Annotated in this window: 30 protein-coding genes, 5 pseudogenes and 1 other annotated feature; of the genes and pseudogenes, 20 read left to right on the top strand and 15 right to left on the bottom strand. The window is 43.8% G+C overall.

The window, feature by feature from the left end:
* The first annotated feature begins 114 nt into the window (after nucleotides 1-114).
* The 3 genes from JCM19037_RS27290 to JCM19037_RS11950 are packed head-to-tail and all read left to right on the top strand — an operon-like array spanning nucleotide 115 to nucleotide 1288.
* Nucleotides 115-408, top strand: coding sequence for a hypothetical protein (locus tag JCM19037_RS27290; protein WP_238544690.1), 294 nt, complete (start codon nucleotides 115-117; stop codon nucleotides 406-408).
* Nucleotides 312-539, top strand: a complete 228-nt coding sequence (locus tag JCM19037_RS27285) for an acyl-CoA dehydrogenase family protein (protein ID WP_238544700.1) — start codon at nucleotides 312-314, stop codon at nucleotides 537-539. Before JCM19037_RS27290 ends, JCM19037_RS27285 begins: the two co-directional genes overlap by 97 nt.
* The gene (locus JCM19037_RS11950; RefSeq protein ID WP_307189796.1) at nucleotides 437-1288 is read left to right on the top strand and encodes an acyl-CoA dehydrogenase family protein; all 852 of its coding nucleotides are present in this window, start codon (nucleotides 437-439) and stop codon (nucleotides 1286-1288) included. The genes JCM19037_RS27285 and JCM19037_RS11950 overlap by 103 nt, the downstream gene beginning before the upstream one ends.
* Here JCM19037_RS11950 and JCM19037_RS11945 read toward each other — a convergent pair.
* Nucleotides 1285-2181: a LysR family transcriptional regulator gene (locus JCM19037_RS11945; protein ID WP_042401371.1), complete on the bottom strand. Its 897-nt coding sequence runs from the start codon at nucleotides 2179-2181 to the stop codon at nucleotides 1285-1287. The two genes, JCM19037_RS11950 and JCM19037_RS11945, sit on opposite strands and share 4 nt — an antisense overlap.
* A gap of 81 nt (nucleotides 2182-2262) precedes the next feature.
* On the opposite strand from JCM19037_RS11945, the gene JCM19037_RS11940 reads away from it, so the two are divergent.
* The 12 genes and pseudogenes from JCM19037_RS11940 (at nucleotide 2263) to JCM19037_RS11890 (ending at nucleotide 11935) form a co-directional block, all read left to right on the top strand.
* Complete coding sequence (locus tag JCM19037_RS11940; protein WP_042401368.1) at nucleotides 2263-2790, top strand: MaoC family dehydratase; 528 nt, start codon at nucleotides 2263-2265, stop codon at nucleotides 2788-2790.
* On the top strand, nucleotides 2790-3191 hold the full coding sequence (locus JCM19037_RS11935; protein ID WP_042401365.1) for an aldolase/citrate lyase family protein: 402 nt from the start codon (nucleotides 2790-2792) through the stop codon (nucleotides 3189-3191). The genes JCM19037_RS11940 and JCM19037_RS11935 overlap by 1 nt, the downstream gene beginning before the upstream one ends.
* On the top strand, nucleotides 3161-3619 hold the full coding sequence (locus JCM19037_RS28545; RefSeq protein ID WP_255357906.1) for a CoA ester lyase: 459 nt from the start codon (nucleotides 3161-3163) through the stop codon (nucleotides 3617-3619). Before JCM19037_RS11935 ends, JCM19037_RS28545 begins: the two co-directional genes overlap by 31 nt.
* Before the next feature lie 412 nt (nucleotides 3620-4031).
* The gene (locus JCM19037_RS11925; protein ID WP_042401360.1) at nucleotides 4032-5174 is read left to right on the top strand and encodes a hypothetical protein; all 1143 of its coding nucleotides are present in this window, start codon (nucleotides 4032-4034) and stop codon (nucleotides 5172-5174) included.
* 83 nt (nucleotides 5175-5257) lie between these two features.
* The gene (locus tag JCM19037_RS11920) at nucleotides 5258-6514 is read left to right on the top strand and encodes a hypothetical protein (RefSeq protein ID WP_042401357.1); all 1257 of its coding nucleotides are present in this window, start codon (nucleotides 5258-5260) and stop codon (nucleotides 6512-6514) included.
* Between the two features lie 219 nt (nucleotides 6515-6733).
* Nucleotides 6734-7444 carry a spore germination protein gene (locus JCM19037_RS28540; protein ID WP_052363838.1) on the top strand — a complete coding sequence of 237 codons (711 nt, stop codon included), beginning with the start codon at nucleotides 6734-6736 and terminating at the stop codon, nucleotides 7442-7444.
* Nucleotides 7438-8225, top strand: a pseudogene (locus tag JCM19037_RS28535) (spore germination protein); the annotation flags it as partial. The gene JCM19037_RS28540 and the pseudogene JCM19037_RS28535, both read left to right, overlap by 7 nt.
* Nucleotides 8226-8231: 6 nt before the next feature.
* Nucleotides 8232-8789, top strand: coding sequence for a GerAB/ArcD/ProY family transporter (locus tag JCM19037_RS28530; RefSeq protein ID WP_081829283.1), 558 nt, complete (start codon nucleotides 8232-8234; stop codon nucleotides 8787-8789).
* A gap of 49 nt (nucleotides 8790-8838) precedes the next feature.
* A pseudogene (locus JCM19037_RS28525) lies at nucleotides 8839-9276 on the top strand (GerAB/ArcD/ProY family transporter); the annotation flags it as partial.
* Nucleotides 9273-10349, top strand: coding sequence for a Ger(x)C family spore germination protein (locus JCM19037_RS11900; protein ID WP_042401349.1), 1077 nt, complete (start codon nucleotides 9273-9275; stop codon nucleotides 10347-10349). The pseudogene JCM19037_RS28525 and the gene JCM19037_RS11900, both read left to right, overlap by 4 nt.
* Nucleotides 10350-10432: 83 nt before the next feature.
* Entirely contained in the window at nucleotides 10433-11149 is a 717-nt protein-coding gene (locus tag JCM19037_RS11895) for a bifunctional nitric oxide dioxygenase/dihydropteridine reductase 2 (RefSeq protein ID WP_042401347.1), read from the top strand.
* Nucleotides 11150-11233: 84 nt separating this feature from the next.
* Nucleotides 11234-11935: a GNAT family N-acetyltransferase gene (locus JCM19037_RS11890; protein WP_042401345.1), complete on the top strand. Its 702-nt coding sequence runs from the start codon at nucleotides 11234-11236 to the stop codon at nucleotides 11933-11935.
* A 191-nt stretch (nucleotides 11936-12126) separates the two neighbouring features.
* Here JCM19037_RS11890 and JCM19037_RS11885 read toward each other — a convergent pair whose 3' ends face one another.
* A complete protein-coding gene (locus JCM19037_RS11885; protein ID WP_152549051.1) occupies nucleotides 12127-12990 on the bottom strand; it encodes a DMT family transporter in 864 nt (287 codons plus the stop codon).
* 148 nt (nucleotides 12991-13138) lie between these two features.
* Between JCM19037_RS11885 and JCM19037_RS11880 the strand changes: the two genes are divergently transcribed.
* Both JCM19037_RS11880 and JCM19037_RS22835 read left to right on the top strand, forming a co-directional pair.
* Complete coding sequence (locus tag JCM19037_RS11880; RefSeq protein WP_255357907.1) at nucleotides 13139-14350, top strand: PLP-dependent aminotransferase family protein; 1212 nt, start codon at nucleotides 13139-13141, stop codon at nucleotides 14348-14350.
* Nucleotides 14311-14517, top strand: a complete 207-nt coding sequence (locus tag JCM19037_RS22835) for a hypothetical protein (RefSeq protein WP_052363835.1) — start codon at nucleotides 14311-14313, stop codon at nucleotides 14515-14517. The genes JCM19037_RS11880 and JCM19037_RS22835 overlap by 40 nt, the downstream gene beginning before the upstream one ends.
* A gap of 39 nt (nucleotides 14518-14556) precedes the next feature.
* On the opposite strand, the gene JCM19037_RS11875 is transcribed toward JCM19037_RS22835, so the two are convergent.
* The 5 genes and pseudogenes from JCM19037_RS11875 to JCM19037_RS11860 all read right to left on the bottom strand — a co-directional run bounded on the left by JCM19037_RS11875 (nucleotide 14557) and on the right by JCM19037_RS11860 (nucleotide 18050).
* Nucleotides 14557-15204 carry a hypothetical protein gene (locus tag JCM19037_RS11875; RefSeq protein ID WP_042401343.1) on the bottom strand — a complete coding sequence of 216 codons (648 nt, stop codon included), beginning with the start codon at nucleotides 15202-15204 and terminating at the stop codon, nucleotides 14557-14559.
* Nucleotides 15201-15731: pseudogene (locus tag JCM19037_RS30110) on the bottom strand (DUF998 domain-containing protein); the annotation flags it as partial. The gene JCM19037_RS11875 and the pseudogene JCM19037_RS30110, both read right to left, overlap by 4 nt.
* A gap of 99 nt (nucleotides 15732-15830) precedes the next feature.
* Nucleotides 15831-16429: pseudogene (locus tag JCM19037_RS27265) on the bottom strand (DNA-binding response regulator); the annotation flags it as partial.
* Nucleotides 16426-17541: a sensor histidine kinase gene (locus JCM19037_RS11865; RefSeq protein WP_052363834.1), complete on the bottom strand. Its 1116-nt coding sequence runs from the start codon at nucleotides 17539-17541 to the stop codon at nucleotides 16426-16428. The gene JCM19037_RS11865 and the pseudogene JCM19037_RS27265, both read right to left, overlap by 4 nt.
* A gap of 29 nt (nucleotides 17542-17570) precedes the next feature.
* Nucleotides 17571-18050: a DUF4440 domain-containing protein gene (locus JCM19037_RS11860; protein WP_081829282.1), complete on the bottom strand. Its 480-nt coding sequence runs from the start codon at nucleotides 18048-18050 to the stop codon at nucleotides 17571-17573.
* Between the two features lie 138 nt (nucleotides 18051-18188).
* On the opposite strand from JCM19037_RS11860, the gene JCM19037_RS11855 reads away from it, so the two are divergent.
* On the top strand, nucleotides 18189-18629 hold the full coding sequence (locus JCM19037_RS11855; RefSeq protein ID WP_042401342.1) for a GNAT family N-acetyltransferase: 441 nt from the start codon (nucleotides 18189-18191) through the stop codon (nucleotides 18627-18629).
* On the opposite strand, the gene JCM19037_RS22830 is transcribed toward JCM19037_RS11855, so the two are convergent.
* The 8 genes from JCM19037_RS22830 to JCM19037_RS11815 all read right to left on the bottom strand — a co-directional run bounded on the left by JCM19037_RS22830 (nucleotide 18626) and on the right by JCM19037_RS11815 (nucleotide 25036).
* Complete coding sequence (locus JCM19037_RS22830) at nucleotides 18626-19636, bottom strand: alpha/beta fold hydrolase (protein ID WP_081829281.1); 1011 nt, start codon at nucleotides 19634-19636, stop codon at nucleotides 18626-18628. The two genes, JCM19037_RS11855 and JCM19037_RS22830, sit on opposite strands and share 4 nt — an antisense overlap.
* 10 nt (nucleotides 19637-19646) lie before the next feature.
* The gene (locus tag JCM19037_RS11845; RefSeq protein ID WP_081829280.1) at nucleotides 19647-20024 is read right to left on the bottom strand and encodes a TetR family transcriptional regulator C-terminal domain-containing protein; all 378 of its coding nucleotides are present in this window, start codon (nucleotides 20022-20024) and stop codon (nucleotides 19647-19649) included.
* Nucleotides 19967-20407 carry a TetR family transcriptional regulator gene (locus JCM19037_RS11840; RefSeq protein ID WP_042401337.1) on the bottom strand — a complete coding sequence of 147 codons (441 nt, stop codon included), beginning with the start codon at nucleotides 20405-20407 and terminating at the stop codon, nucleotides 19967-19969. The genes JCM19037_RS11845 and JCM19037_RS11840 overlap by 58 nt, the downstream gene beginning before the upstream one ends.
* Nucleotides 20408-20540: 133 nt before the next feature.
* Nucleotides 20541-21320, bottom strand: coding sequence for an alpha/beta fold hydrolase (locus JCM19037_RS11835; protein WP_238544688.1), 780 nt, complete (start codon nucleotides 21318-21320; stop codon nucleotides 20541-20543).
* On the bottom strand, nucleotides 21293-22117 hold the full coding sequence (locus tag JCM19037_RS11830; RefSeq protein ID WP_042401333.1) for a pentapeptide repeat-containing protein: 825 nt from the start codon (nucleotides 22115-22117) through the stop codon (nucleotides 21293-21295). Before JCM19037_RS11830 ends, JCM19037_RS11835 begins: the two co-directional genes overlap by 28 nt.
* A gap of 70 nt (nucleotides 22118-22187) precedes the next feature.
* On the bottom strand, nucleotides 22188-22787 hold the full coding sequence (locus JCM19037_RS11825; protein WP_042401331.1) for a response regulator transcription factor: 600 nt from the start codon (nucleotides 22785-22787) through the stop codon (nucleotides 22188-22190).
* Entirely contained in the window at nucleotides 22784-23920 is a 1137-nt protein-coding gene (locus tag JCM19037_RS11820) for a sensor histidine kinase (protein WP_042401328.1), read from the bottom strand. The genes JCM19037_RS11825 and JCM19037_RS11820 overlap by 4 nt, the downstream gene beginning before the upstream one ends.
* 63 nt (nucleotides 23921-23983) lie before the next feature.
* Nucleotides 23984-25036 carry a fatty acid desaturase gene (locus JCM19037_RS11815; protein WP_042401325.1) on the bottom strand — a complete coding sequence of 351 codons (1053 nt, stop codon included), beginning with the start codon at nucleotides 25034-25036 and terminating at the stop codon, nucleotides 23984-23986.
* 238 nt (nucleotides 25037-25274) lie between these two features.
* Nucleotides 25275-25526 (top strand) — a binding site (T-box leader).
* Between the two features lie 46 nt (nucleotides 25527-25572).
* On the opposite strand from JCM19037_RS11815, the pseudogene trpS reads away from it, so the two are divergent.
* Together trpS and JCM19037_RS28515 are read left to right on the top strand one after the other, a co-directional pair.
* Nucleotides 25573-26160 (top strand): annotated as a pseudogene (gene trpS, locus JCM19037_RS28520) (tryptophan--tRNA ligase).
* Between the two features lie 11 nt (nucleotides 26161-26171).
* Complete coding sequence (locus JCM19037_RS28515; protein ID WP_255357905.1) at nucleotides 26172-26561, top strand: hypothetical protein; 390 nt, start codon at nucleotides 26172-26174, stop codon at nucleotides 26559-26561.
* Nucleotides 26562-26753 lie beyond the last annotated feature (192 nt).

Raw genomic sequence — 26753 nt, 5'->3', positions numbered from 1 at the left:
CTTTCACACAGGACGAAGAACAATCGCAATCTTGCATCATAACGATGCACAGATCCGATTGTTTCATGTGGGATATTTTTTATACAATGAAGATAACTAAAGGGGGCGTCTACGATGACCGCAACATCCGATCATCTGCATACTGAAACATTGCGTAGTGAGATAAGAGAATTATTGGAATCATTCCCAAATAAATATTGGCGAGATCTTGATGCGATCCGGGAATATCCCTATGAATTTGTCGACACGTTAACGAAAAAAGGCTACCTTTCCGGCTTATCCCTGAAAAATATGGTGGGAAAGGCTACGGGATCACCCAGGCGAATGTCGTTCTTGAAGAAATTCATCGTAGCGGAGGCCATGCCGCAGGATGCCACGCGCAAATGTACACGATGGGCGCCTTGTTAAAACACGGAAGTGAGGAGCAAAAACAAGAATACCTCCCTGGCATTGCCCGAGGGATATTCGCTTTCAGTCCTTTTCGATTACTGAGCCACAAGCAGGATCCAATACTTCTGCCATTGAAACCGAAGCTTTAAAAACAAGCGACGGATATGTGGTGAACGGGCATAAAAATTGGACGAGTCGAATTGAGCAATCCGACCTTCTCATGCTTTTAGCGAGAACAACTCCTTTGGCAGAAGTCGAGAAAAAAACCGACGGCATTAGCTTGTTTCTTATTGACCTGCGTGACATTCGAGCAAATCAACCTGAAGCACTCGTCATTGAGCCGGTCAAAACGATGTTTAATTATGCGACCAACAAAGTCTGGTATAAAGATATGATCATTCCTAAAAAATCGTTAATTGGAGAAGAAGGAAAAGGATTTAAATATGTGTTGGATGGCATGAATGCCGAACGCATTCTACTTGCTTCAGAAGCGATTGGTGATGGGTATTTCTTTATTGACCAAGCGACGAACTATGCAAATGAACGCGAAGTATTTAATCGAAAAATTGGAACAAATCAAGGAATCCAATTTCCGATCTCAAAGTCTTATGCCAATGTTAAAGCGGCTGAAGCAATCCGAGACCAAGCCGCTTTGAAGTTTGATGACAATCAAAAGTGCGGGGAAGAAGCAAACATGGCCAAGTATTTGGCGAGTGAAGCGAGCTGGGAAGCTGCCAATGCATGTATCAACACCTTTGGTGGCAATGGCTTTGTCGATGAATACGACGTGGAGCGCAAGTTCCGAGAAACAAGAATGTATCAAGTTGCCCCCGTGAATAACAACATGATTCTCTCGTATATCGGCCAACATGTATTAAACATGCCCCGCTCTTATTAATCTTGAGATATGTTGTGATGATTCATGACCATTTGCTTAAACTGCCTCGCAGCAATGGATAAGAAACCTTGCTTTTTATGAATCAAGTAGATGGGTCGTTCAACTTTAAATTCTGTCACCGGAACCTTCACGAGACCGGCTTCGGAGATCGTGTCGACAATGGATTCTGCCATAAATGCAACACCTAGATTCGCTTTAACCATTCCAATAATGCTGCTAATTTCTAGCCCCTCATACATGATATTCATGGAAGTGTTTTGCTCAGCGAACGCTGCATCGAGAAGCTGCTTAAGCTCAGTTTTCGGGTTGTACTGAATAAAAGGCTCTTTAGCAATTTCATCAATTAGAATGGGCTCATTACGAGAGGCAAATGGATGGTCGCTTGAGACGACGAGTACGAGATTATCTTTAAATAGCTGCTCATATTCCAGTTCAGCAAACGTCTGAAATTGTGTGGCAAACCCAAAATCGATGTCATTTGCGAGTACGCGATTCACAATGTAATTCGCTTTTGCTTCTTGTAACGTTAATGAAAATTTGGGTTGCTGGTGTTCGACCGCTCGTACCAATTGGGGTGCATAAGCAATCCCTAAGCTATGTACAAAACCTATGGAAATGTTCCCAGACTCAGGATGCACCATATTCGTAATCGACGTTTGGGTATGCTCCCAGCGATTAAGAATTTGTTTCGCTTCTGATAGAAATGTCTTCCCGTAACGGTTAAGAACAATCTTTCGATTTTTTCGATCAAAGAGTGGAACGCCTAGCTCTGTTTCAAGCGTCGTAATTGAACGACTCAGTGCCGATTGGGAAAGCAACAACAATTCGGCGGCTTTTGTCATACTGCCTTGTTCTGCAGTCACGATGAAATTCTTCAACTGTGCCATATCCATCGGTATCACTCCAACGTGTTGAACTAACGTGTCTTAATAGTAATCCAAAAGCGAACAATAATAAATAGTAAGGGTGATCATATGTCAATGAACAACGTAAAACAAGGATGGAACGGTCGCTTTTTTGAAGACTTTGAAGTGGGCGATGTATACCCTCACCCGCTCGGAAAAACAATTACCGAAGCAGACAATCATTCGTTTACGCTACTCACACAAAATACGAATCCGATCCACTTTGATCAAGTGTACGCAGAACAAACGAACTTCAAGCAAATTCTCGTAAACTCCGCGTATACGATTGCGCTCATCACTGGACAATCCGTGTCCGACGTCTCCCAAAACGTGATGGCGAACCTCGGCTGGGATGAAGTGAAACTACCCAACCCTGTATTTGAAGGGGATACGCTATATTCATATAGTGAAGTATTAGAAAAAAGAGAATCGAAATCACGTGATAACGTTGGGATCGTAAAAATTAAAACATACGGATACAATCAAGACGCTAAAATCGTCATCCACTTCCTTCGGACCATTATGGTGTACAAACAAGCCGATGCGCCAAAAGCAAAACAAACGCTATTAGAGCAAGTTTTACGGGGAAATGATTAATGAGACGTCTCGCTTATCTTTTCGTTCCAGCAAACAGTGAGAAGATGATCGAAAAAGGAATACATTCAAAAGCCGATGCCATCATTTTCGATCTGGAGGATGCGGTCGCTCATGAAGAGAAACAAAGAGCGAGAGACCGGCTCGTGAACAAGTTAGGAAGCCATAGAGCGGAGCACTTCTTTGTTCGCATCAATGATTTAGCGAGCGAGTTTTGGGAAGCCGACGTCGAAGCGATCGATCAGTTGCCAGAGTACCGGCTCGTGATCCCTAAAGTCACTTGTGCCAAAGACATTAACATAGTGGAACAAAGGCAACGAACTGTGCTGAAATTCTGCCAATCATTGAAAGTGCCGAAGGCATGTGGAATGTCATGGAGATCGCCAAGGCCTCGTCTAAAGTGAAGCAATTCGCATTCGGAGCCGAAGATTATCGGTTGGATCTTAATATCGAGAAATCAGCAAACGACGAAGCCCTTCTCCACGCCCGCTCTCAAATTGTGCTCGCTTCTAAAGTCGCCGGCCTTGCTCCTCCAATCGATTCCGTATTTGTGAACTTACACGATTCAGAAGGGTTCAAATCAGAAAGTGTGCGTCATCGACAGTTGGGATTCCAAGGGAAACTACTCATACACCCGAAACAAATCGAAGATTTACAGAGCATTTATGCTGTGACCGACAAAGAATACGAACAGGCACTCACCATTTGCAAAGCCTTTGAAGATGCCCAATCACAAGGCATCGCCTCAATTTCTGTAAACGGTCAGATGGTTGATTACCCTGTGTACAAACAAAGAAAGCAACTGGTGGAACGGTATGAATCGAATCAATAAAAAGTAAGCGTTGACCGTTAGACAATTGCGGCTGCAGGCGGAGGCTTGCAGCCTTTAGTGTGATGATTAGCGCCTATGCTTTCTAAAGCTTGGGACAGAAAAGCCGACCGATCTTTTCGCTCAAACATATCTTTTTGCTAACTACGGGAAAGAAGTGCATCATGACGGCTCTCTGCTCCTTTTATGTATTTTCCATCTTATAAATACATAATATTTTCAATATATAAAATATTATTGAGTTAGTCGGATTATTTCTTTAGTTATATCAGTTTCGGCACGGATTTACAATTAACATTAGAAATCATTCCTAACTATTGCTGACGACATTTCCATATTTGTCCCCCGCCATTTAACCACTCATCAGCGCTTGTCCAGGCATAAACTGTTACAACACAAATAATGGGGTGAGGGGATGGCTTCAAATCAAACGGAACTTTTGCAAGAGCTGAGTGTGCAAACGAATCCGATTATCATTGAAAACAGCTTTACCATTAGTCAAACGATTACCATCACTTATGGTGTCACCTTTGTAAGTGGAGCGGGCGGGCCTTATACATTAACTCGTGCACTTACATTTTCCGATTATATGTTCAATATTGTATTAAACGGATCAATGCAAGTGATTGATCTAATTTTAGATGGGGATGCAGCGAATCATCCGATTACAGACACAACAAACCGGAGCTTAATTGCAGTTACTGGCGGATCTTTATTCTTAGAATCAGGGTCGATCTTAACGAACAACAATGCCTTTTTAGAAGGTGGGGGCGTTTATTTAAGGGGAAATCCTGCTTTTGTTAACACGCTCGTCATGAGAGGAGATGCTCGCATTACGGGCTGCTATACTCGTGTAACGGGCGGCGGCATTATGGCCGCGCTTCGAAATAATGGCGATTCTGTCACGATTGCTGAAAATGCTCTCATCGATTCAAACCAAGCCCAATTTGGTGGTGGCGTTTATTTTCGTTCTTACGTACAAAGTGTCGGTGGAAATTTAACGATCGGTGATAACGTTCAGATAGCAGCGAACTCCGCCGTTGCAAACGGTGGGGGGATTTATGTATCCAACTTCATCACTGGCAACACCGTCCCTATTTCATTGACCATCACGGGAAATGCGTTGATAAATCAAAATACAGCGAACAACGGGGCCGGTCTTTACCTTTTTGCTACGAATAGTAATGATGCGTATATTCAAACGGGTACACCAGCTATCGCAAACAACACAGCTGGCAATAATGGGGCGGCTGGGTTTTTGAATTTCTTAGCGCCAAGTCAAGCAAATGTAACAATTACAGGTGGGACAGTCACCGATAACACAGCGAATTTCGCCGCTGGTGGTTTTCAAGTCTCTTCAGCTGGAGGAGGAACGTGTGACCTGTCCAATGTCATTTTCTCAGGAAACACCGCAGGCGCATCACAAGCGGGGGATTCCTGTATTCAGATAGTTCAACCAATCCTTCTAACATCGCGATTAATGCGGTTACATTCCAAGATAATTCGGCGGGCACTAACGGTGGTGGAGCGATTATTAACGGCGGTCCCGGCCCGCTAAACGTTACGGTTCTAAACAGTCTGTTCACTGATAATATTGCGGGAGCAGCAGGTAGCGGAGGCGGATTAACGATCACGAGTAGCTTGGGTGGCTCAACGACTGAAATTATTGGAACGCAGTTTACAAACAATTCGGCCGGCGTGGATGGCGGCGGTTTGTTCTTCGGTCAAGGTGCAAACGGCAATGATACGTTTGCCATTGAATCTTCTACGATTACGAACAACACAGCGACAATTGATGGTGGAGGGATTCACTTTTCTGCAGGCGGGGGCGTGTTGAATGCAAGCATTTCCAACACGAACGTTTCCGACAACATTTCTACGAACGGAAATGGCGGAGGCATCTGGGCGAGTGATCCAAATGCAAATGTGACGTTGAACGGTAGCACGACCGTTGCTGGCAATACGACCATTAACGGAAATGGCGGGGGCGTTTATTTCAACGCCACAACAGGTACGCTGCTCGTCACAGGTCCAGTTGTCATTGAAGAGAATGCGGCGAACAATAACCTCCAACTGGCTGCGAATAATGGTGGTGGCATCGCTGTAGTCGCAGGTACGGCTATTATTGAGGATTCTACGCAGATTCGCAACAATTTAGCAGGTAGATTAGGCGGCGGTATATTCATTGGGAACGGGGCTAGTGCTACCGGAACTGGCGGTACGATTTCCGGAAATGAAGCTGGTCTCTCCGGGGGTGCCATCTATACGAGTACAGGTGGAATTCTAACATTGTCAAACGCTACGGTCATCGGTGTTCCGGTTCCGAATGTTGCGCCGATTGGTCCTGGAATATTTAATGGTGGAACGTTTAATGTAAGTGGCGTGCAAAGCATCACAAACGGACTTTACATTCCAACTGCTGATAATGTTGCACAAATTCAAGGACCGCTCGCCGGCTCAGTGATTCAATTAGATAACACACCGTACGTCGTGACAAATCCACAAGGTATACCGGTCACGGTCGCTGTCGCAACACCGGGATACCCATTGCTCAGCCAAAGTGACGCAGATGCTTTCTTAAAGCCAGTCGTCGGTTTTGACGGTTGGGAAGTTCGACTAAATGCAGACCGGACTGCGGTTGAAATTGCACCTGTCGTGTATACGATTACGTATTTGAACTTACAAGGCGGCCAAAGCAATAATCCGTCGACGTATACCGTCTTAGATTTGCCGATTGTGTTAAACGATCCTGACCCAATACCAGGGCTCACTTTTATCGGTTGGCAAGATGAGTTTGGCAACTTCATTACTGTTATTCCTGAAGGAACAACTGGAAATCTCGTGCTGACTGCTGTATTCCAGCAAATTAACCTCCAGTGCCACCTGGTCCTGTTGTAACAGGCGATCAAATCATTAATCAGTCCATTCAAATTCCTTGTGGTTGTTTCGATTTCTGTTCATGTAAAGAAAAAGAAGACGAGTGCAAATAACTTCCGTCCGGCCCAAAGAGCATCATCATGCTCTGGCCGGATTTTTTTGAATAGACTTCGCATGCTTACATAAACTACACACACAACCAAGCTTTTCCTATTCCCATTCGTAAAGTCGGTGTCACATATGTTGCTAAAGAGAAAATATCAGACGAACAGCCGCTCTACTTCCCAATCACCGAAGACAACCATCGAACAGCTCCATCGTTCTGCTGACTTTGTGACAGATGAATTGACGGCGACCAACCCGTTTCGCATGCATTATTACAAAACACTCGTCAATCAAATATCCATACATAATATCGTTTTACGCTACCTTAAGAACCAAGACATGCGCACACTGGACGAAGCGCAGGAATTGTTGCCCGTGGAGGGGATTAAAAAGCTCAGGTTCCAAGATTCTGTTCAAGATGAATTGTTACGCGGCAACCTTATTGTTGTGGAAAAGAACGATCCACAAACGATCTTATCCATTCCACTAAGAAAAACTGAACAGCGTTCCGTGGAGATTACGGAAAACGAATTTACGGTATTGGGGCCGAAGGAAGCTTTTATTGAAGCGTTGGATGTGAACATCAACCTCATCCGCAAGCAGTTTCATAACACCCATCTCATCATTCGCGAACAGACGGTTGGAAGTGAAGGAAAAAATACGGCCGCCATCATATACGTCGAAACGATTGCTTCTAAACAGAACGTAAACACGATGATTCAACGCCTCGAAGATTTGAGCTTTGATGAGCCGATTGATGTTTCACAACTCGGGCACCTCTCTCTGACAATCCGAACTCCCCTTTTGCTCAGCTACTCGGAACAGAGCGACCTGATCGCGTTTTAGCTGCACTGAATGAAGGAAAAGTCGTCACTATGCTTGATGGCTCTCCAATGGCACTTATTGGTCCGACAAACTTGTATGAGTTCTTTTCTTCACCTGACGATAATTACGTGTTATGGCCTGTAGGTTCTTTTATTCGGATGATGAGAATCTTCGGTGTCTTGTTCTCTGTAATTTCGACTTCTTTATACATTGCCATAACGACTTATCATCATGAACTCATTCCTAATGATTTGTTAACGACGATGATTTCATCAAGAATCGAAGTCCCCTACCCACCTATAGTGGAAGTGTTATTTCTGGAGATTACGATTGAATTGCTTCGCGAAGGCGGTGCACGGTTACCGAATCGGATTGGGCAAACGATCGGTATTGTCGGGGGGATTGTCATCGGAACAGCTGTTGTTGAAGCTTCTCTTGCGAGCAGTGTTCTCCTCATTATCGTATCGTTAACCGCACTCGCATCGTTTACAACGCCTACATATCAGATGGGAAATACGATCCGTCTTATTCGATTTCCTTTATTCTTTTCTCACAATGGTTAGGGTTTCTAGGAATTTCAATTTGTTCATTATTGTTCCTCGTGCATCTCTTGAATCTCAAATCATTAGGAAATCCATATATGGCCCCAATCTATCCGTTCAGGTGGCGTGATTTACGTAACAGCTTAGCGGTCTTACCAGTCCGTATGCAAAACATGCGGCCGAGTTTTTTAAGACCGCAAAAAACAAAGCGATTTTCACCCAGGCCGTTAAACCATCAATCCGAGGACATTGAAGAATAAGGTGACATGATGATTTCCAAACAACTCTCCCCATTTTTTGCATTTTTTATCATCGCTGTCGTCCAGATCGGAGTCGGCATATTTACGTATGCAAGAGAGATTGCTGCGATTTCAGGAAATGATGGCTGGATTTCCATCCTACTCGCAGGCATAGCCACCCACCTTATTTTATGGTTGATGTACCGAATGCTTCGCCATGAGAATACACTCACATCCATCCATGAACAAGCCTTTCACAAATTCGGGAAAGTTGTTGATTTGTTTTTTATTCTCTATTTCACGGCGCTCGTCATCGCCCTCACGACAACGTATGTAGAGATCGTGCGCGTCTGGTTATTCCCAGGCCTTGATCACTGGGTACTCATTATCATCATCATTGGCCTCGTATATTTATTTACCAATTCCGGGCTGAGAACGATTGTTGGCGTTTGCGTGATCGCCTTTTTCTTGATTGTTCCTTTGTTGTTGTTTTCACATTACCCTTCTGGGATGCTGCAAACGGGGAGCCTTTTCCCAGTATTCAACCATTCCGTTCTCGAAATCATGCAAGGCGCAAAAAAATGACGTTTCAACTGTTAGGCATTGAAGTGCTTCTCGTCGCTATCCATTTTTAAAAGATGGACAAGCTTCCCATCGCTTTGCCCAGTGGGGTCTCGCATTTAACATTGTGCTTTACGTGTTCATCTATACGATCACTTACCTCATATTTCATGAACACCATTTGGTTGAAATTGTGTGGCCTACCCTTTCTGTATGGCGAATGGAATACTTAGGCATTTCCCTTTGGTTGATCATATTGTTACCGACGATGAGCCTATATTTATGGTCCAGTAGCTATATCACCAAGCGATCATTCTCCATTCGTCAACGGCCGGCCTTGCGTATTCTTACAGTCATTTGCATTGTGACTGCCTCTTTTTTTCAGAGGGAAGTCGACATTCTACAGCTCAGTCGCGTGTTAAGCACCGTTGGTTTATATACGCTCTATTTGTATATTCCTTTGCTGTTCATTTGGACAACCGCAAAGCGAAAGTGGGGATCGGTTGGATGAAAAAATGGTTACTACTGCTCGCCACCGTCTTACTCATCAGTTGTAGTCCTGACCAAACAAAAATTGAAGACATTCAATACTTACAAGCGTTAGGTCATGACTTGTATGACGGTAAACTCGAAACGACAGGAATTACGACGGTTATCATGCCGATGGATGAAGTCATACCCGAAAGCGAGAGCCTTGTTACCGAGTACGAGCATCTTGAAAACCTCTATTCTGGGTTTCAATCGGAGTCTTCCCGAATTGTGGACACGAGCCGGACGAGTTTGCAATTGTTTAACGATGAAGTTGCGCAGGCAGGCGTTTTTCAAATTGTAGATAACACACAGAGAAATCCAATGATTGAGCAAGATATGCACCTCGCTGTAACGGAAGGCTCAACACGTGACATTCTTGAGTTTAATTACCCTTTTCATACGACACCTGAAAAATACCTCGTAGACCTTATCGAACGAAATGAAGAGATTCAACTTCCAAAGAGCAACTTGCATGAATTCTTATACCGTTACTATGCAGATGGGGCTGAGCCGTTTTTGCCGTTCATTGAAAAGCAAGATGACCGTGTAGAAGTCGTAGGTCTTGCACTGTTTAAAGAAGATGAACATAAGCTAACGCTTTCGATGGATCAAACGAAATATTTTCGGCAACTGTTCGAAAAAACAGCAGGCGGCAACCTAAGTGTTCAGTTCGACAATGATCGTAAAGTGACACTGATTGATCTTGAAACGAAGCCTGATTGGAAAATTGAGCCGGTCGGAGACCACGATTTCCACGTCACCATTAATGTTGTGATTTATGCGTCCTTACGTGAAACAACAAACGTGGATGCCAATGAATACGAAAACGTCCAACAGATCGAACGCCTGACCGAAGAATTGGCAGAAACGGAGATGAACAGCATCGTCAGCTTTCTTCAAGATGAAAATATTGATGCAATCGGCATTGGAGAAATTGCGAGTTATCATATTCGTGGGCTCGATATTCAACAGTGGGAAACCGACCATTTCCAAGAAGCCGACATTCATGTAAACGTCGATGTGTCTCTAGAAGATACGGGCGCCGTCATGTAGATTCGACTCTCTCCCTTGAGAATTATTCTCAATTAGTATATAGTGAAGGTACTTACACTTTTGCTTGATTGGGAGGAACCGATATGCAAATCTATTGGACGAAGATTAATAAAATTATTGACGAGTCACCTGAGGTGAAAACGTACATGCTCGACTGCCCAGAAGGATTCACATGGGAAGAAGGCGCGCACACTCACCTGGCATTTGAAGGGTTCAACGCTGGGGAGAAACCAAACCGCAGCCTCATCCGCCACATGTCGATTAGCACATTGCCACATGAGAACTCCATCGGCATTACGACACGCATAAAGGAACAATGCTCTGAATTTAAAACCATTTTACGAAACCTAGACATTGGCGATGAAGTGGCCTTATTCAAGACCCATTCCAACGTCCCATTGAAAAGAGAAGATAAGAATATTTACTTGCTATCCTCTGGTGTCGGTCTAGCCACTTTCCGACCGCTCGTCCTTGATTATTTAGAGCGTGCAGACAATGTAAACCAAATTCATTCTTTAAACATTGACTCGTCAAAAGAGTACCTATTCACAACGATGTTTGCATCCGCACCTGAGAAAAAGTTCACCGTCCAGTTTGTCGATAACCGAGGGGACTATTATGAAGAAGTCCGCAAACTCGCCGCAGACAAAAACGGTCTTTTCTACATCGTTGGTAGCGATGAATTTCTCGTTCACAACATCGACGTGCTTCGTAACGAAGGCATTCAAGCTGAACAAATGATGCTCGACAAGCACCAACAAAAAATGGCGGAGTTCTTATCCATGAACGTATCCATCTAAAACACTCACACAATCCAACAATCGTTGGATTGTGTTTTTTTACGTCATTAATTCCGATATACTCATAAGAAAAAGGGTGATTCGATGGACGAAAATATGAATGAATTTAATCAACCCGTAGGAAAACCCCTCCCGAATTGGAAAGAGAGCGCTTCCCCTACTGAAATGAAGTACATCGGTCGCTACACGATCGTTACGAGATTGAGCCCTGCCTACACAAACGAACTATACGACGCTTTTTCCCAGTCTCATCCGAGCCATTGGACGTACCTTTCCGAGGAGCGTCCGAATCATTTTAGTGATTTTGAACGTTTGATGGAAAAGAAAATCGCAAGCAACACCCACATTTATTATGTGGTCATCAACAAATTAACCGAGAAACCTGTCGGTATTTTTAGCTTGCTTAGAATCGATCCGCGTAACGGCGTTATCGAAGTCGGTAACATCCATTTTTCAGACTCCCTCAAGAAGACAACGATGGCGACCGAAGCCCACGCGCTACTCGCCGAATACATATTTGAAGAGCTCGGATACCGCCGCTACGAATGGAAGTGCGACTCCTTGAATGCGCCGTCGATCCATAGCGCAAAACGCCTGGGGTTTACATACGAAGGAACATTTAGAAACGCCGTCATCTACAAAAACCGCTCAAGAGACACAAGCTGGTTCTCTATGCTATTGGAAGAATGGCCAGACCGAAAACAAGCCTTCCACCGTTGGCTCTCCCCCGCTAACTTTGATGATAAAGGGGAGCAAATCGAACGGTTGGAGACGTATCAGTATTAGGGAGGGGCAAGGCAAGATCATTGAAACACTCCGAGAGAGCTTGGTAAGAGGTGTAACGAATGAGCGATTGGGCATGGTCGTCCATACGATTCACTTGGAGGTCGTTGAGCCGCGGGAAGAATATCAAGAACTGCCTGACGCTGTTGGCGGATACGATTAATTTGTGAAAGGGGGCATCCCCCTTTCACTCTTCATTTCGCGTAACGCTTTGCAAGTAACACACATAAGACAACACCGATGTTTACAACGACCAACAGCCATCCCACATGTTCTTGCAACAATAGCGCGGCAATGACAAGCCCAAAGAAAGGTTGCAACAGTTGAATTTGACCAACAGTGGCAATTCCACCTATAGAAAGTCCCCTGTACCAAAACACAAACCCGATATACATACTAAAAAACGATACATACGCTACACTCACATATGTGCCTACTTCATACCCTGTAATTGCAGTCGGAAACGTAACCATCGTCAACACCAACATGACCGGAAAACTGAGGAGAAGCGCCCAAGAGATCACTTGCCAATTTCCAAGTCTCCTTGCCAGTACCGCCCCCTCTGCATAACCTAACCCACAAACAATGATGGATAATACCATATAGAAGTTCCCAATCGTTGACGACGTTCCACTTGAGATGAGCGCATAACCAGACACAATTGCACTTCCAATGATAGAAAATGTCCAAAATAATTTCCCTGGCCGCTCACCTCCCCGAATTACACCAAAAATCGCTGTACATAGTGGCAACAATCCAAGAAACACAATCGATTGCGCCGATGTATTATGTTCAAGTGCAAGTGCGGTTAGCAATGGAAACCCAACGACAACACCCAATGCAACAACAAGTAATGACCCAATATCATTTTTCTTCGGCCAACTGGATCGAAAGATTAATAACGCACTCAACGCAAGTATACTGGCAATCACTGCTCGAAAAGCAGTCAAAAAGAAAGGGTCCAATTCGAACACAGCGACCCGTGTAGCTGGAAGTGAGCCGCTAAAAATTAAAATGCCTAAAAATCCGTAAACCCAACCTTTACTTGATGATTGCAATTGGCATCCACTCCTCAAGCAATGTGCTCCAGATGTATTCATCCAGTGTATACTGATACTGACAATACTAAAAATGCCAATTTAGAAGTTTTTTTAGAGGTCAGTTGAAGGAGGGAATGGTTATGGACGTTACACCGTTTTTAGATCGATCAGCGAAGACGCTTTATATCAACAATTAATTGGTCATTTTAAGGAGCTTATGCATTCTGGACAATTGAAAAAAGGTGAAAAACTTCCGTCAAAGCGACAGCTAACGATTAAACTTGGGGTGAGTCAAACAACGGTTGAACGGTGTTATGACCAGTTGCATGCGGAAGGATATATCATCAGTCGAGCACGTAGTGGGGTATTTATCGAGTATGACGCAACCATTTCCTTGCAGTATCAAGGAAGTTCTTTCAAGTGCGCCGAACCGACACCCTCCACTGTCGCCTCGCCTTCGATGATTGATTTTCATTATGGCCATACCGACGCCCACTCTTTTCCACTGAACGCATGGAAGAAAAGTGTAACCAAAACTTTCGACCTTCATCTACAACGATTATGTGATGTCGATGATTTTTTCGGTGCCGTGGAACTACGTGAACAGATCGTCGACTATCTCTTTCAGTCCAGAGGAATAAAAACATCCGCGAACAAGATTGTCGTCGGAGCGACCACTTCTTATTTACTTACGTTAGTGTGCCATATGTTACGTGAACAAACGACGGTAGGATTTGAAGACCCAGGCTACCCAAGAGCAAGAGAAATATTCGATTTGTTAGGGAAACGGGTGATTCCTCTTCATGTAACGAGCGAAGGGTTGGAGGTAAGAGATTTGTATACACACACACCCGAAATTGTTTACGTGACTGCATCTCATCAATATCCTCTTGGACACATGATGCCCATCAATCGGCGGATGCAAGTGCTTCAATATGCGCAACGGCACGATGCCCTTATTATAGAAGATGATTTTGACGGTGAATTCCGTTCAAATAGTCAACCTGTTCCTGCGTTACACGCGTTGGATCATCATGACAATGTTATTTATTTTGGTACATTGTCACGAACGTTTTTGCCGTCACTTCACATTAGCTACATGGTCTTGCCAGAACGTTGGATTGAGCGCTTCCAACGGTTGAAATCCTCCTATAAACAGACGGTCGCATTGAGCCAACAACTTGCCCTCGCCGACTTCATATCAACGGGCGAATGGGCGAAACACTTAAATCGAATGCGAAACGTTTACACAAAGAAGCGGATAACGATGACGTCAGAACTTGATCGTTTATTTGGTTCACAAATCACAATCCATGGAGATCACGCAGCCCGCGCATCTTGCTTGATGTTCATCTACAAAAAGAAGAAAAGCAACTAATCGAAGAAGCCAAACACGTTGGCGTTCTCGTCTACCCGACGTCCAATGCTTACATTCGGGCAGCACCCGTGTCTACGTTACAGTTCGGGTTCGGAGGACTTCACCATGATGACATCATTACCGGAGTGAGCAAGATTCACAAAGCTTGGGCAGGCGGTCACTCGTGAGGTTGCCCTATCGGTGACAACGCCACGAAGAGACGCACATCAGTGTTTAGACCCGAGCGAGAAGAGATGGCTAGCTGAGTAGATTACGTCAATGACGACGATGATTAGCCAAGTGGCGGAGATGGCGTAGGCAGTTTCTGACGCATACGGAGACTGTTCATAGTCCCCTGCCGAAAACCATTCACCGATGTCTCTGAGCGATTCACCCCAACTTGAGACCGGCACAGGACCTTGCGACCAAAAGAATACTTGCACACTAAGAAAAATAAGGACGTGCACTGACGTAACGAGAAAATCTTTTCGTCTGATCTGACGAGGATCTCGCTGTTTCCTCATATGTTCCCGGTCTCGTGGTGTTAATAAGTCTTGGCCACGAAGCTGGCCAATCTTCTTACGCATCCAACGATCGAGGCGACGGAAGTCACTAATGCCAAACGTACACGCATACAGCACGAAGATGGTGATGATGATTGTGAATGGAGACACTTCTCCTGTCTCACGGTAAACGACAAGTGCGAGCACCGCTTGAAACAATGTCATTCCGATAAATGTGATAAGGAAGAGTATGCTCGCATTTTTTCTTTGCCACAAATAACGAAGCGCCCCAAACAAAAGAAGCGATAACCAACTCGAGATTTCGGCAATAATAAACCATTCCCACTGATAACTGACGAGTATAGAACTCACAGCTGTTGCTTCTCGTTTCTAACGAGTTGTAAGGTAAACAGTGCTCCCCAAATGGAAACGAACACGTAAAAACTTCGTTGGAGCAACCCACCGATTAACGGAAAGAACACGGTTAATGCCATACCAATAAAACAGAGAATGAGCAAACTAAAGAAAACCCAATTTAGCGTCTTGCCCGCGCGTTCACGTCTCGCATACATCGCTAGTATGATCGGCACTAGAAACATCGCCAACGCCGGAAGTGTGTGCGCAGTAAAATGAATATCCGCAGGAATGAGTCCAGAGAGGACCGCCCCAACTGAAAATACGACCCATAACCGAAATGCCGCCGGCACACGTGAGAACTGGTGAATAATAAATCCCCCGACGAAATAAGCCATTCCAGAAATAACAAATAGCGTATTTACGATTAAGTAATGAGGAGAACAGATCATATAGCTTGCCATAGGGTAAGCATTTTCTTCGCATACCGTCACCCCAAGATCACTCATTGGTTGCATCCTAAAATCGTAAGGCACAGGTGAGGCGGCGATAGCAAATGGTTCGTAGAGAATCGGAAGTAATGAAGCCACCCACGCCACCACACCGACCCACAGTAATTGTTGTCGTCGCTTCACGTCACATCCACCTTTCTCTTTGGCAATACGGACGGCTTCGTGGCGATGAGTGACGTGCAGTTTCTGAAGAGCCGACGATAAGTAATTGCGTACCGTTCCTTCTGATAAATGCTTCGCTTTTGCGATTTGTTCGGTTGAAAGCCCTTCTTTCACAGCGTGTAGCAACATCACTTCTCGTTCATTCAACGGATTCGTTTCCAATGAAAATAGCAGCGGTTGCAAATCAGTCGATATGACTCGTTCTCCTTCATGTATGCGTACAATCGACTCAATTAACGTTTCGATTGGTTCATCTTTTAACAAATAACCGTCGACTTTGGCAATCATCGCTTTCTCAATGTATCCAGGACGTGAGAATGTCGTTAATAATGCGACTTTGCCGTCATACTCCTCACCTTTCTTCAGCTGTTCTGCCACTTGAATGCCCGTGAGGCCCGGCATCTCGATATCCAGTAGTGCGACGTCAACGTGCTCCGTAGTCGTAGATGTAACGCTTCGCTGCCATTGCCCGTCGATGCCACGATGTCAATATGATTGGACAGTTGCAATAACGACTGAATCGCATCACGAAGTAACACTTGATCTTCTGCTAAGAGAAGTCGAATCATTTGTTTTCCTCATTTCCTATTGGGATCACTAACGTGACGACCGTGCCTTTGGGTGTTGAATCGATCACCGCGTTCCCTTTTGCTAATTTCATTCGCTCACGAATCGAATTCATTCCGTTTCCAGCCTGAATGAGCTGTTGCTCAAAACCGTTGCCGTTATCAACCACACGTGAGGTAAACGATTGCTGCTCGGTATAAAAAGATACACTCACTTCACTGGCCTCACTATGTTTATATACATTCAGTAGAGCTTCTCGAAGGGATTGAGCAATCATCGTTTCGATCACATCGCTCAATTCAGGGACATTTGCGATACCATCGCTTTTGAACGTCGTCTTATTCGTCTGAAACAACTGCTCAGCGTGCATAACTTCTTCTTTAATGGATGTATAGCGAAGCGTCGTCACAACTTCACGCACTTGTTTTGAAGCAAATCGCGTTGTTTGTAGAACGTCATTCATTTCTGCTTTCGCACGTTCAGGATCATGATCGATAAATCTGAGAGCCAGTTCACTTTTCACTTTCATCATCGTTAGCGTGTGACCAAGGGTGTCGTGCAATTCACGGGCAATCCGATTGCGTTCTTCTTCTTGAATGTACACATCCAATTGCGACTGGGTATCTTCTAGCTCTCTTTGTAACTCTTTTGCTCGAATGACGGACCGAGAAACGTATGGAATAAGAAGCTGAATAATTAAGATTGGAAAAAGGACGGTTGAAACATACGCACCATCAGCCGGTGGCACAGCCCCTACATAAACAACCCAGTGTGTCACAACGAGCAGCGCTTGTTGGCATAGTAGCATAGGAACAATAGGGACTTTTCGATAAAAATCTGTAAAAAAGATCATAAAGATGAGTAAATAATAATGAAGCACGAATGCTAGAAGAATAAACAATAGAAACGCAAGCGCACTAAACAACACATAACGCATATCAAAGTACCAGAGCGTACCTAAATATAGAGCTAAAATAACGAGAACAATCAAGATTCTCCACACAAAAGAGAAATCATTGTCATACGTCAAAACGTTAAAAAAGAAAAACACAATACTCACGAGCTCAAATAGTAAAAAACGCTTCGCATAATTCGGATAAAAAGAAACATCCATCCCCACGATCTCCTCTGATTCGGCTAATTTTATTGTAGCGAAGACTCATGATGAAACCTATTCACGACTGTCATCACTTCCATGTGACACGTGTCACATGATGAATATAAAAACACTCTGCCCGCTGGAGAGTGTTCATTGTCAATATGCTTATTCCTATGCTTTAGGAATGTTCGTCCTTGGTGGAAGTACAATTGCCAGCGGCCCTCTTCGAATGTCCACACCGAGCTTCTTAATGACTCTCTTTTTGTCTGGCTGTTAAACACTCGATATGTTGTGAGTACGGATTGCGTTGACAATCGGTGTATGGAAAAGTCATGCATCGTCAAATCAACCTCCTCAAAAACACCTGGTTGAATGAAATCTTCTGTATAGAAAACCTTTCCGGAACTTCCAAATTCAAAAAAATCCTTCGATAACAATCCGCTAAGTTGTTCAGGAGAAGAGCGGATCTCATAGGATAAGTGGCTTTTTTCTAACTGTTTAATATGCTCTTCTAATTCTTCCACTGAACATTCCCCACAATTCAAATGCCAAACACAAGCTTGGAAAAGTGTCTGGGCAACCTTTTATTCTTGTTCGTTTCAATTAGGATTGACATACTACCATGACAAATTATAATGAACCAAAAGGGGGAAAACAACACGATGCATATTACACAAGCAACGATCGAAGACCTGAACCGAGTAGTTCCATTATTTAATTTGTACAGAGGTTTTTATCATCAAACGAGCGACCTTCCAGGCGCAACGGATTACATACAAGCTCGTCTAGAGAATGGCGATTCAACCATTTTCCTCGCTGAAATCGACGGTGAAGACGTTGGCTTCGTTCAACTGTACCCAACATATTCTTCCATTGCCATGCAAAACAGCTGGATACTTAATGACCTTTACGTATTAGAAGGAGCTCGTAAACATGGCGTAGGAGAAGCTCTCATGAAACGAGCACAACAATTAGGTAAAGAGACTGGTGCTAACGCCATTGAATTGAGCACTGCCATTAACAATACCCGCGCCCAACATTTGTACGAAAAATTAAACTACATACGCGAAACTGACTTCTATACGTATACGCTGCACCTTTAATATACATCATTTTGGTGTGTAATGAAGACTTTTTCAGGGGAGGATGACAGGCTTTTGTCTTTCACCTCTCTTCGCCAATACGTTCGATCAATCAGATCCGCTACCTGTTGAGGATGTTTTTGTGGAATCATATGACCTACATTTTCGAGTATGAACAGATTAGAATACTCTGTTTCTTTAAAGAGACGGTTAGCCATTTGTACAGTGTTAAAAGGGTCACTATCACCAACAATTATCGTGATTGGAATCGTAATTTTGCAATAATGATGGCTATTGGCGTATGCACATTCAGGAAAAAGAAGCACATCCTCGCGATTCGCCCGAAACTGTTTGGGACGCCCCCATAAGTCCAAGAGCAGTTGTTCATACCCACTCGGCGCAACTTCTGGTTTGAACGTCTCCCTAACGGTTTGTTTCCCCATTCTTTTGGCCACTGGTGTGGCTAACAGCGTATTCATTAAGAGCGTGCCTAAAAGTGGGGTCATAATGAGCTTTGATAACAAGTCGCCCCGTTCTGCAGGATAACCTTCTTTGTACATGGCAGCCCCTAACGTGACGATGCTCTCCACATCCATAGGGAACTGACGAGCATAAGAGAGCGTTAAAGTGCCGCTCCAAGAATGGCCAACGATAATTACAGGTTCAACGATTCCAATTTCATACAATGCTTTATGGATCAGTTCCGCTTGCTTGTCTGCTGACATTGCTTTTTTAGGTCGGTCACTATGCCCATAGCCAGGTCGGTCAAATGATATACAATCATATTCTTTATTAGAAAGATAGTAAAGCACTTCAGTAAAGTCTTCACAAGAAGTGACACCGCCGTGCAACAACACAACGGGTTGCCCCTTTCCTTGACGTAAATAGTGTAACTTCACCCCATCAACTTCTACAAACCTTCCTTTTGGGGGATTTCGTTTTTCACTTTTTTTGAATTGGTATTGATTCAATAGAACAAGTGCTAGAACACTGACAAAAATTAGTAGTACGATGATGATTCCAGTCATCTTATCCCCCTTATTGTTTGATCATCGTGTTAACCATCGTTGTTGCTACCGTATCCGCTAGATCAAACAAAGAAACGGATTCAGGCGCAACGGCCCACATGAGTATCGTGCCGTTCATCAAGGCATGTAAAGTAATGGCCGCTTGCCTCGCATCTACTTGCTCAGAAACCTTTCCCCTTTTTTGCAACGCTCGCATAACTTCTTCGGTCCCTGTAAAGAGCATTGCGAATGAACCATCTAGTTGTTGCTTGACACGCCCGTCACGCCGTCTAGATACGAATTCATACAATAATGTTGGAGGATCGTCTACACACCGTTGAAACTCATGCTTCACCATCGCTTTAAGCGCTTTTTCAGGATCTGGCTGCTCAAAAACTTGTTCAACCATTCTGGAATTCCACGAAGTAAATCAGTTAAGACGAGATCCATTAACGCTAGGAACACATCATCTTTACTATCAAAATACCAATAGATCGCCCCCTTTGTTAGCTTCGCTTCGGAACTGATGTCATCCAATGTGGCTTTATCATACCCACGCTGCTTAAATACTTGCTTTGCCGCTGCGAGTAACCTTCCCTTTGTCCCAAGATGTTGACTACCTTCAGCTGCACGAACTCGCTCGTGCATCGCTTCTTTTGACCCAAAGTAACGTTTGACAGTCGTCCAGTGTACCCCGGCTTCACGAGCAACTTTTGCAAACGTTAATTGATCAACTGAGGAATGATGCAGTAACGCCACAATTGCTGTTTCCACTTTATCGTTTGTTTTCATAAGGCTTCCTTCCTCAGTGTGCTAAAAACATACTAACGAGTATGTTTTTAGCATATCATAAGACGGCTAAATTGAATACTTATCACGAAAACACACGTTGCCTCTGCAACGTGTGTTTTCAAGTGTATATCACTTACTCTTCTTCCATCCACTCCTCCACTAACTGATGAAATATCGTTGGGCTATGCAATGGAACACCGTGACCTACACCCGGCATGACATACCCTTTGCACTGGTCATTACAGTCTATTAGCTCGGTCATCGATTTTTTCATCATTGATTTTTCTTTTTCACCGATAATGACGAGCATTTTACAGTTTGTGTCTTCAAAGCCTTCGGGTATTGAAAATGATAAATTTTCGGTCATCACTTGATGGAAGATTGTTTTTGGCATAGCAACCGTTTCTTTATAATAGTCTTGGAAATACTGGTCACTTATGTACAATTGTTTTGCCTGCAAGCGCGCAAAGGCCTTGTTTCTCGCGAGTGGCAAGCTCCAAGTTGCCATCGTTGCGATCACTCTATGAAACTTTATTGGTCTCGTGGACGCGCTTATGATGAGGGCACGATCGATGAGTGACGGGTGCTTACTTAGCATTGATACGAGCACTTGCGCCCCTAATGAAAAACCGATAACGGTGACTTGGCGTTCGTCTTTATATTGTTCAATCAATGCCAAAAGCTCATCTGCACAATCGTGTATTGAAAAGTGGCTCTTACTGCTCCGTCCATGGCCGAGAAGGTCTGGGACGATGCATTCATAATCTCTGAAATACTCGACTTGCTCTTGCCACATCCAACCACTCACTCCCCCGCCATGAAGAAAGACGAGTAGAGGGAGACGGTTTCCACTTCGATATGTTTCATAATGAATGTTCACTTCAATCACCACCGCTCTTTGTGCGTCAACCAATGGTCTGGCACTTGCAAGTGTTCTGGAATTATTGTGTTCGCATCGCCTTTTGCTGAATTCAACTGTGCTAGCGTCAGAAAAAGCGCGCCACTCAAGTTCGCTCCATGAAATTTTGCCCCTCGCACATCCGCACCGAGAAAGTCGCACCGGCGTAAATCACTGTACGTGAAATTTGCCGCAATCATCAGTCTTCCACGAAAACTTTCATGAGAAAGATCCTGATTGGAGAAGTTAACTTCAATACAATCGGTTCCTTTTTTATGAAGAAGTACGTTTCTTTTCTTTTTTTGTGTACGATACGCGTCACTTGAACGATTTAGCCATCCACTCACTTCTGTACGATAGTGTGCGATATCCGTGCTCATAATTTCCTCTGGGGATTGAAGCGTTTGCGTGCGTATTGTGTCGTAAAGCTCTCCTAGCTGTTTGTGAAACGGTGCCGTCTCCTCAAGTTGCATACATTGATTTACATAGACCATCATCTCTTGCAATTGTTGGACGACTGGAAAGACACGGAACATTTCTTCAGATGTACTCGGATGAGTGCGCCAATCGTTGCCTGCATAAATGAGTTGTGAAACCTTTTGGCCAGCACCGAAACATTCATAAGAAACGCACCCGTGAAACCCTCTTTCTCGTAATTGATCGTGAACTTTGCACAAGAAATCCTTTCGCAAATGCCGACAAGGCTCGCCACTTTCTTTATCGTCGGGAAAATCTGCAGATTTACGGTAAGGTAATGCTACACAGCATAGGCCAAAGCATTGAAAACAGTCACGTGTTAATTCTGCTTGCAAACGTCACACTTCCTTTAATTTTGTAAATGAAAATGAGAAGGACTGTGAAATCCCCACTTCTATTAAGCTTTTATTTAAACCAACCTCTATCTTTAAACAGAGAAATGGCTTCTATACGATTGCTTACATTTAGCTTTTCGTAAATGACAGAAACGTAATTTCGGACGGTGCCGGTTTTGATTTTCAGGTGATCGGCGACTTCTTTCGTACTTTTACCTTCAGCAATCAGTTGAATGACTTGCCCTTCTCGGTCCGTAAGCGGGTTATCATTTTGATTGATCATATCCATAAGTTCTGGTGCATACACTTTCCGACCACTCATAATCGTTCTGATTGCTCTCGCCAGTTCGTCACTAGGGCTATCTTTTAACAAATACCCACTCACACCTGCCGCTCGGGCATAGTTGAAGTACCCAGTTCTCGCAAAGGTCGTCAAGATAATAATCTTGCATTGTTCATCTTTGAGCGCCTCGGCCGCTTCTATTCCAGTCATCATTGGCATCTCGATATCCATTATGCAAACGTCTGGCTTCAATTCCTTGACGAGGTCAACCGCTTCAACCCCTGTCTTTGCCTTACCTACAACGGTCATGTCACCTTCTAACTCGAGTAGTGATGCGAGTGCCCCGAGCAGCATTCCCTGATCTTCTGCGATCACAATCCGCATCATAATAAACCTCCCGCCTCCTGATGAATAATTCGAGGAATTCGAATGACTAACCTCGTTCCCGCTTTAGTTGAGTGAACGTCCAACTCACCATTCACAAAATCCAAACGTTCTTTCATGCCGATCATTCCACTTCCTTGCTCTGACGACTCGTCAGATTGTATCCCTACACCGTGATCTTGCACTTCCATTCGCCATTCGTTTGCGAGTAACTCTAAGCGAATTTCACATGTTTTTGACTGGCTATGTTTAACAACATTCGTTACCGATTCTTTTAAACACATGCAAAACACATCTTCAATGAGCAGTGGTAAATGTTTAAACGATTGCTCTCCATGAATTTCACACGTGATATGACTGGAGTGCAACAGTTGTTGGACGCGAACGATCTCATCTTCAAGACGGGCCGTTCTCATGTCGGAGACAATTTCTCTCACTTCACTCAATGCCGTTCTTGACGTCTGATGAATATCTTCAATTTCTTGATGGACCAAGTCTGGTTTAGTCGGTAATAGTTTCATAGCGAGGTCACTTTTCAACCCGATTAATGATAGTTTCTGTCCGAGTGTATCGTGAAGATCCCTGGCAATCCGTTGCCTTTCCTCAATAATCATAAGCTGGGAAATCCGATCATTGGCATCTTTAAGTTGACTTTCCAATTCCTCTCGACGGTTCCGGTGATAGATCGTAAACGGCAACAAAATTACCCCTAAAATACTTAAAACGTTGAACGGCAATTGGGCCATAAACTCCTCATACTCAAGCAGAAATCCGATAAGAAACGCAATAACCGTTGTTGATAGATGAACGACGTATAGGCTAATAAAACCTGCTTTACTTTTTAAGTTACCAATAAAAAAGGCAATAAACAAGGCGAAATACACGTAACCGAAGTAGATCGTCATGCCAATACTAATAAGCATTTCAATGCTTAACGCGACATAAACCGTCCACCCTTTTTTCACAAAGGACAAGCGATAAATGGTAAAGAAAAAAACGATCATGGCAACACCAAGAATAATTTCATAAACGGTCGCTGAACGAATAATAAAGTAAAAAGGCAGCAGACAAAAGGCAATCCACGCAAACAAGCTCAGACCTGTATTCTTTGGGAAAATATGAAACCAATGATACACCGAAAATAACCCCCTTCACCGTAGGCAACACAGAAAAAGCTCTCAATAGGAGAGCTTTTCTTTTTACGATCTGTGTTCTGCTTGCTTACTGTTCGTTTGCACACGTGGCAAGGTACGTTGACGCCGAGCCCGCTTTAACGCTTTGAAACTCACAAAAGTTTGATTGTTTTCATCATATAGTCGAAACCGAATGGATTCAAGACTCTTTTTCAATGTGATGGTCGTTGCCGTTTGCAACGGCGGGGTATTGTTATGGGTTTTCTCTAGATGATAATTCGGGACCTTAGGGCTCAAATGGTGCACATGATGATACCCAATATTGCCAGTCATCCATTGAATGACTTTCGGCAATTTATAATAAGAGCTACCATCCACGGCGGCTTTTACAAAATCCCACTCATCATCGTTCTCAAAGTAAGAATCCTCAAATTGATGTTGTACATAAAAAAGCCAAATTCCTGCAGCCCCTGATACGTACATAATTGGAAGGTGAACGATTAAAAACGCTTCCCAGCCGATGAGCGCCATCATTCCTACATAAATAGCGACGAGGCACACATTCGTAAGCACTGTATTCAGTCGCTCTTTCTGTTTAACTCCTTTTTTATTGAAGCGATTTTCTACGAGAAACAAATAGAGAGGTCCAAGTCCAAACAAAACGATCGGGTTTCGATACAGCCGGTACTTTAGCCGCTCAAACTTCGACGCCGATTCGTATTCTTCCACTGTCATGACCCAAATGTCACCGGTGCCTCGTTTATCAAGATTCCCGCTCGTCGCATGATGAATGGCATGGCTATGCTTCCATTTTTCAAATGGAAAATGCGTCAGCACTCCGCACACATTCCCGATAATCCGATTCCACTTCCGACTCGTAAAGAAACTCGCATGCGTACAATCATGAAAAATAATAAAGATTCGAACGACAAATCCTGCCGCAACAATTGAAAATAACAAACTCAGCAAAATAGAAATTTGTAAACTTTGATACGCCAAAAACCATGTAACTAAAAATGGAACGATCGTATTGATCAACTGCACAATTCCAGCTTTCGTATTAGACGTTGCATAAGGTGCAACACTTTTCTTCAAAGCCCGTTGTTTTTCCCTACTCATATCAATTCACCCCAAACGGATACGTTACCGTTAGTGTATCCAATCAATGAAGGCAGCGTAAGACACATCTGTCACAGCACGTGTATGACAAGTGTCATGGGTGGGGGGGGGAAGTTATTTCGCTATGACCCTCGAAGTGTAATCGTATAAAGCGCCCAATGAGGGTGCTGGTTAACTGCTGACACAACAATCCGCCTTGATTAATTGTCACCCGTCTTCTATAATGAGCGATAATATCATACGAGCAAAGATGAAGAAGAGTAAACATTCCGAATGTTGCAGAGAGCTGATGGTTGGTGCGAATCAGTACAGGGTGAATGTTGAATGGGCTTCTGAGCTCCTAAGCTGAACTGCGGAGTAGGCTTAGCGGTATGTCTTACCGTTACATGAGACAAAATATCGAGACCACCTGCGGTCTTTGTATGGATAAGTGCGTTTATTGTAAAATAAACGAATGAAGGTGGTACCACGGGAGTTCCTCGTCCTTTTTTGGACGGGGAACTTTTTTATATTTCAAATAAGAAAGGGAGGCTACTATGAAGAAAACGGTGCTTACAGGCATTAAACCGACTGGAGACGTACATGTAGGCAATTACATTGGATCAATTAAACCCTCATTGCTTCTAGCTCAAGAACAAGCCTATCAACCTGTCTACTTTATTGCGGATTATCATGCTCTCACTACCCCACGCACACACGCTGATTCTAAAACGTTATCGTATGGGGTGGCGGCTACTTGGTTAGCTCTTGGCTTAGAGCCCGAGAAAGTCATCTTCTATAAGCAATCAGATGTCCCGGAAATTTATGAACTCAGTTGGATTTTAAGCTGCGTGACCCACAAAGTTCATGAATCGCGCTCATGCTTACAAAGCGATTACCGACAAAAACCGCTTGAATGGAAGTGAGCAAGACTTGAATGTAAACATGGTCTATTCAATTATCCAATACTCATGGCGGCAGATGTACTATCCTTCCAATCAGATATTGTGCCTGTAGGCAAAGACCAAATTCAGCACATTGAAATTGCTCGTGACATTGCCCAAAGCTTTAATTCAACCTATGGGGATACGTTCAAGCTTCCAAACTATAAAATTGATGAAGATACAGCGACCTTGCAGGATTAGATGGACGGAAAATGAGCAAGAGTTATCATAATACGATTCCGCTGTTTGCAGAACCTAAAGTACTGCAAACGCTCATTAACAAGATCAAAACCGACTCATCCCCACCAGATGCACCTAAGGATCCAAACGCTTCCGTGCTTTTTACTCTCTATAAAGAATTTGGAACCCCTGAGCAAATTAACGAGTTGCGAGAGCAGTTTATCCGAGGCATTTCTTGGGGACAAGTGAAGAATGAATTGTTCACCGTAATGAATACAGCGTTGACCGAACCAAGGGAAAAATACCAACAATTCATGGCGTCACCGAAGACGATTGAGAAGATTTTGGAAGAAGGAGCCCAAAAAGCACGAGCCATTACAGATCCCATTTTAAGAGATGTGAAAGACAAGATCGGTTTGTAGGATTATTAAATTTTAAGATCTATATAGAATGAACTTAACATCTTCCTAATTGGGCAAATTGTTGTTGCTCTCCACTGCAGGCGGATGGTAGCAGTCCAGACTATAAGTACAACATCGGTGGTCAAAGTACGCCCACCGTGCTTTCTATGCAGTCCAGACTACAAGTGCAACATCGGTGATCAAAGTACGCCC

Origin of the sequence: Geomicrobium sp. JCM 19037 (assembly GCF_000698105.1) — a bacterium.
In the GTDB taxonomy this organism is placed as follows: domain Bacteria; phylum Bacillota; class Bacilli; order Bacillales; family Marinococcaceae; genus Geomicrobium_A.
The sequence above is the reverse complement of the archived record's forward strand: the minus strand, read 5'-3'. Positions and strand labels throughout refer to the sequence as shown.

Coding starts and splice junctions, on each gene's coding strand:
- JCM19037_RS11865 (WP_052363834.1), bottom strand. CDS start 17,541: ATGGATGTTTCTTTTTATCCGAATTATGCGAAGCGTTTTTTACTATTT.
- JCM19037_RS11900 (WP_042401349.1), top strand. CDS start 9,273: ATGAAAAAATGGTTACTACTGCTCGCCACCGTCTTACTCATCAGTTGT.
- JCM19037_RS11935 (WP_042401365.1), top strand. CDS start 2,790: ATGAGACGTCTCGCTTATCTTTTCGTTCCAGCAAACAGTGAGAAGATG.
- JCM19037_RS11825 (WP_042401331.1), bottom strand. CDS start 22,787: ATGATGCGGATTGTGATCGCAGAAGATCAGGGAATGCTGCTCGGGGCA.
- JCM19037_RS11815 (WP_042401325.1), bottom strand. CDS start 25,036: ATGAGTAGGGAAAAACAACGGGCTTTGAAGAAAAGTGTTGCACCTTAT.
- JCM19037_RS11855 (WP_042401342.1), top strand. CDS start 18,189: ATGCATATTACACAAGCAACGATCGAAGACCTGAACCGAGTAGTTCCA.
- JCM19037_RS28545 (WP_255357906.1), top strand. CDS start 3,161: ATGGAGATCGCCAAGGCCTCGTCTAAAGTGAAGCAATTCGCATTCGGA.
- JCM19037_RS27290 (WP_238544690.1), top strand. CDS start 115: ATGACCGCAACATCCGATCATCTGCATACTGAAACATTGCGTAGTGAG.
- JCM19037_RS11925 (WP_042401360.1), top strand. CDS start 4,032: ATGGCTTCAAATCAAACGGAACTTTTGCAAGAGCTGAGTGTGCAAACG.
- JCM19037_RS22830 (WP_081829281.1), bottom strand. CDS start 19,636: ATGACTGGAATCATCATCGTACTACTAATTTTTGTCAGTGTTCTAGCA.
- JCM19037_RS11845 (WP_081829280.1), bottom strand. CDS start 20,024: ATGGTTGAACAAGTTTTTGAGCAGCCAGATCCTGAAAAAGCGCTTAAA.
- JCM19037_RS11895 (WP_042401347.1), top strand. CDS start 10,433: ATGCAAATCTATTGGACGAAGATTAATAAAATTATTGACGAGTCACCT.
- JCM19037_RS11840 (WP_042401337.1), bottom strand. CDS start 20,407: ATGAAAACAAACGATAAAGTGGAAACAGCAATTGTGGCGTTACTGCAT.
- JCM19037_RS11890 (WP_042401345.1), top strand. CDS start 11,234: ATGGACGAAAATATGAATGAATTTAATCAACCCGTAGGAAAACCCCTC.
- JCM19037_RS28540 (WP_052363838.1), top strand. CDS start 6,734: ATGTTGCTAAAGAGAAAATATCAGACGAACAGCCGCTCTACTTCCCAA.
- JCM19037_RS11940 (WP_042401368.1), top strand. CDS start 2,263: ATGTCAATGAACAACGTAAAACAAGGATGGAACGGTCGCTTTTTTGAA.
- JCM19037_RS28530 (WP_081829283.1), top strand. CDS start 8,232: ATGATGATTTCCAAACAACTCTCCCCATTTTTTGCATTTTTTATCATC.
- JCM19037_RS11945 (WP_042401371.1), bottom strand. CDS start 2,181: ATGGATATGGCACAGTTGAAGAATTTCATCGTGACTGCAGAACAAGGC.
- JCM19037_RS28515 (WP_255357905.1), top strand. CDS start 26,172: ATGAGCAAGAGTTATCATAATACGATTCCGCTGTTTGCAGAACCTAAA.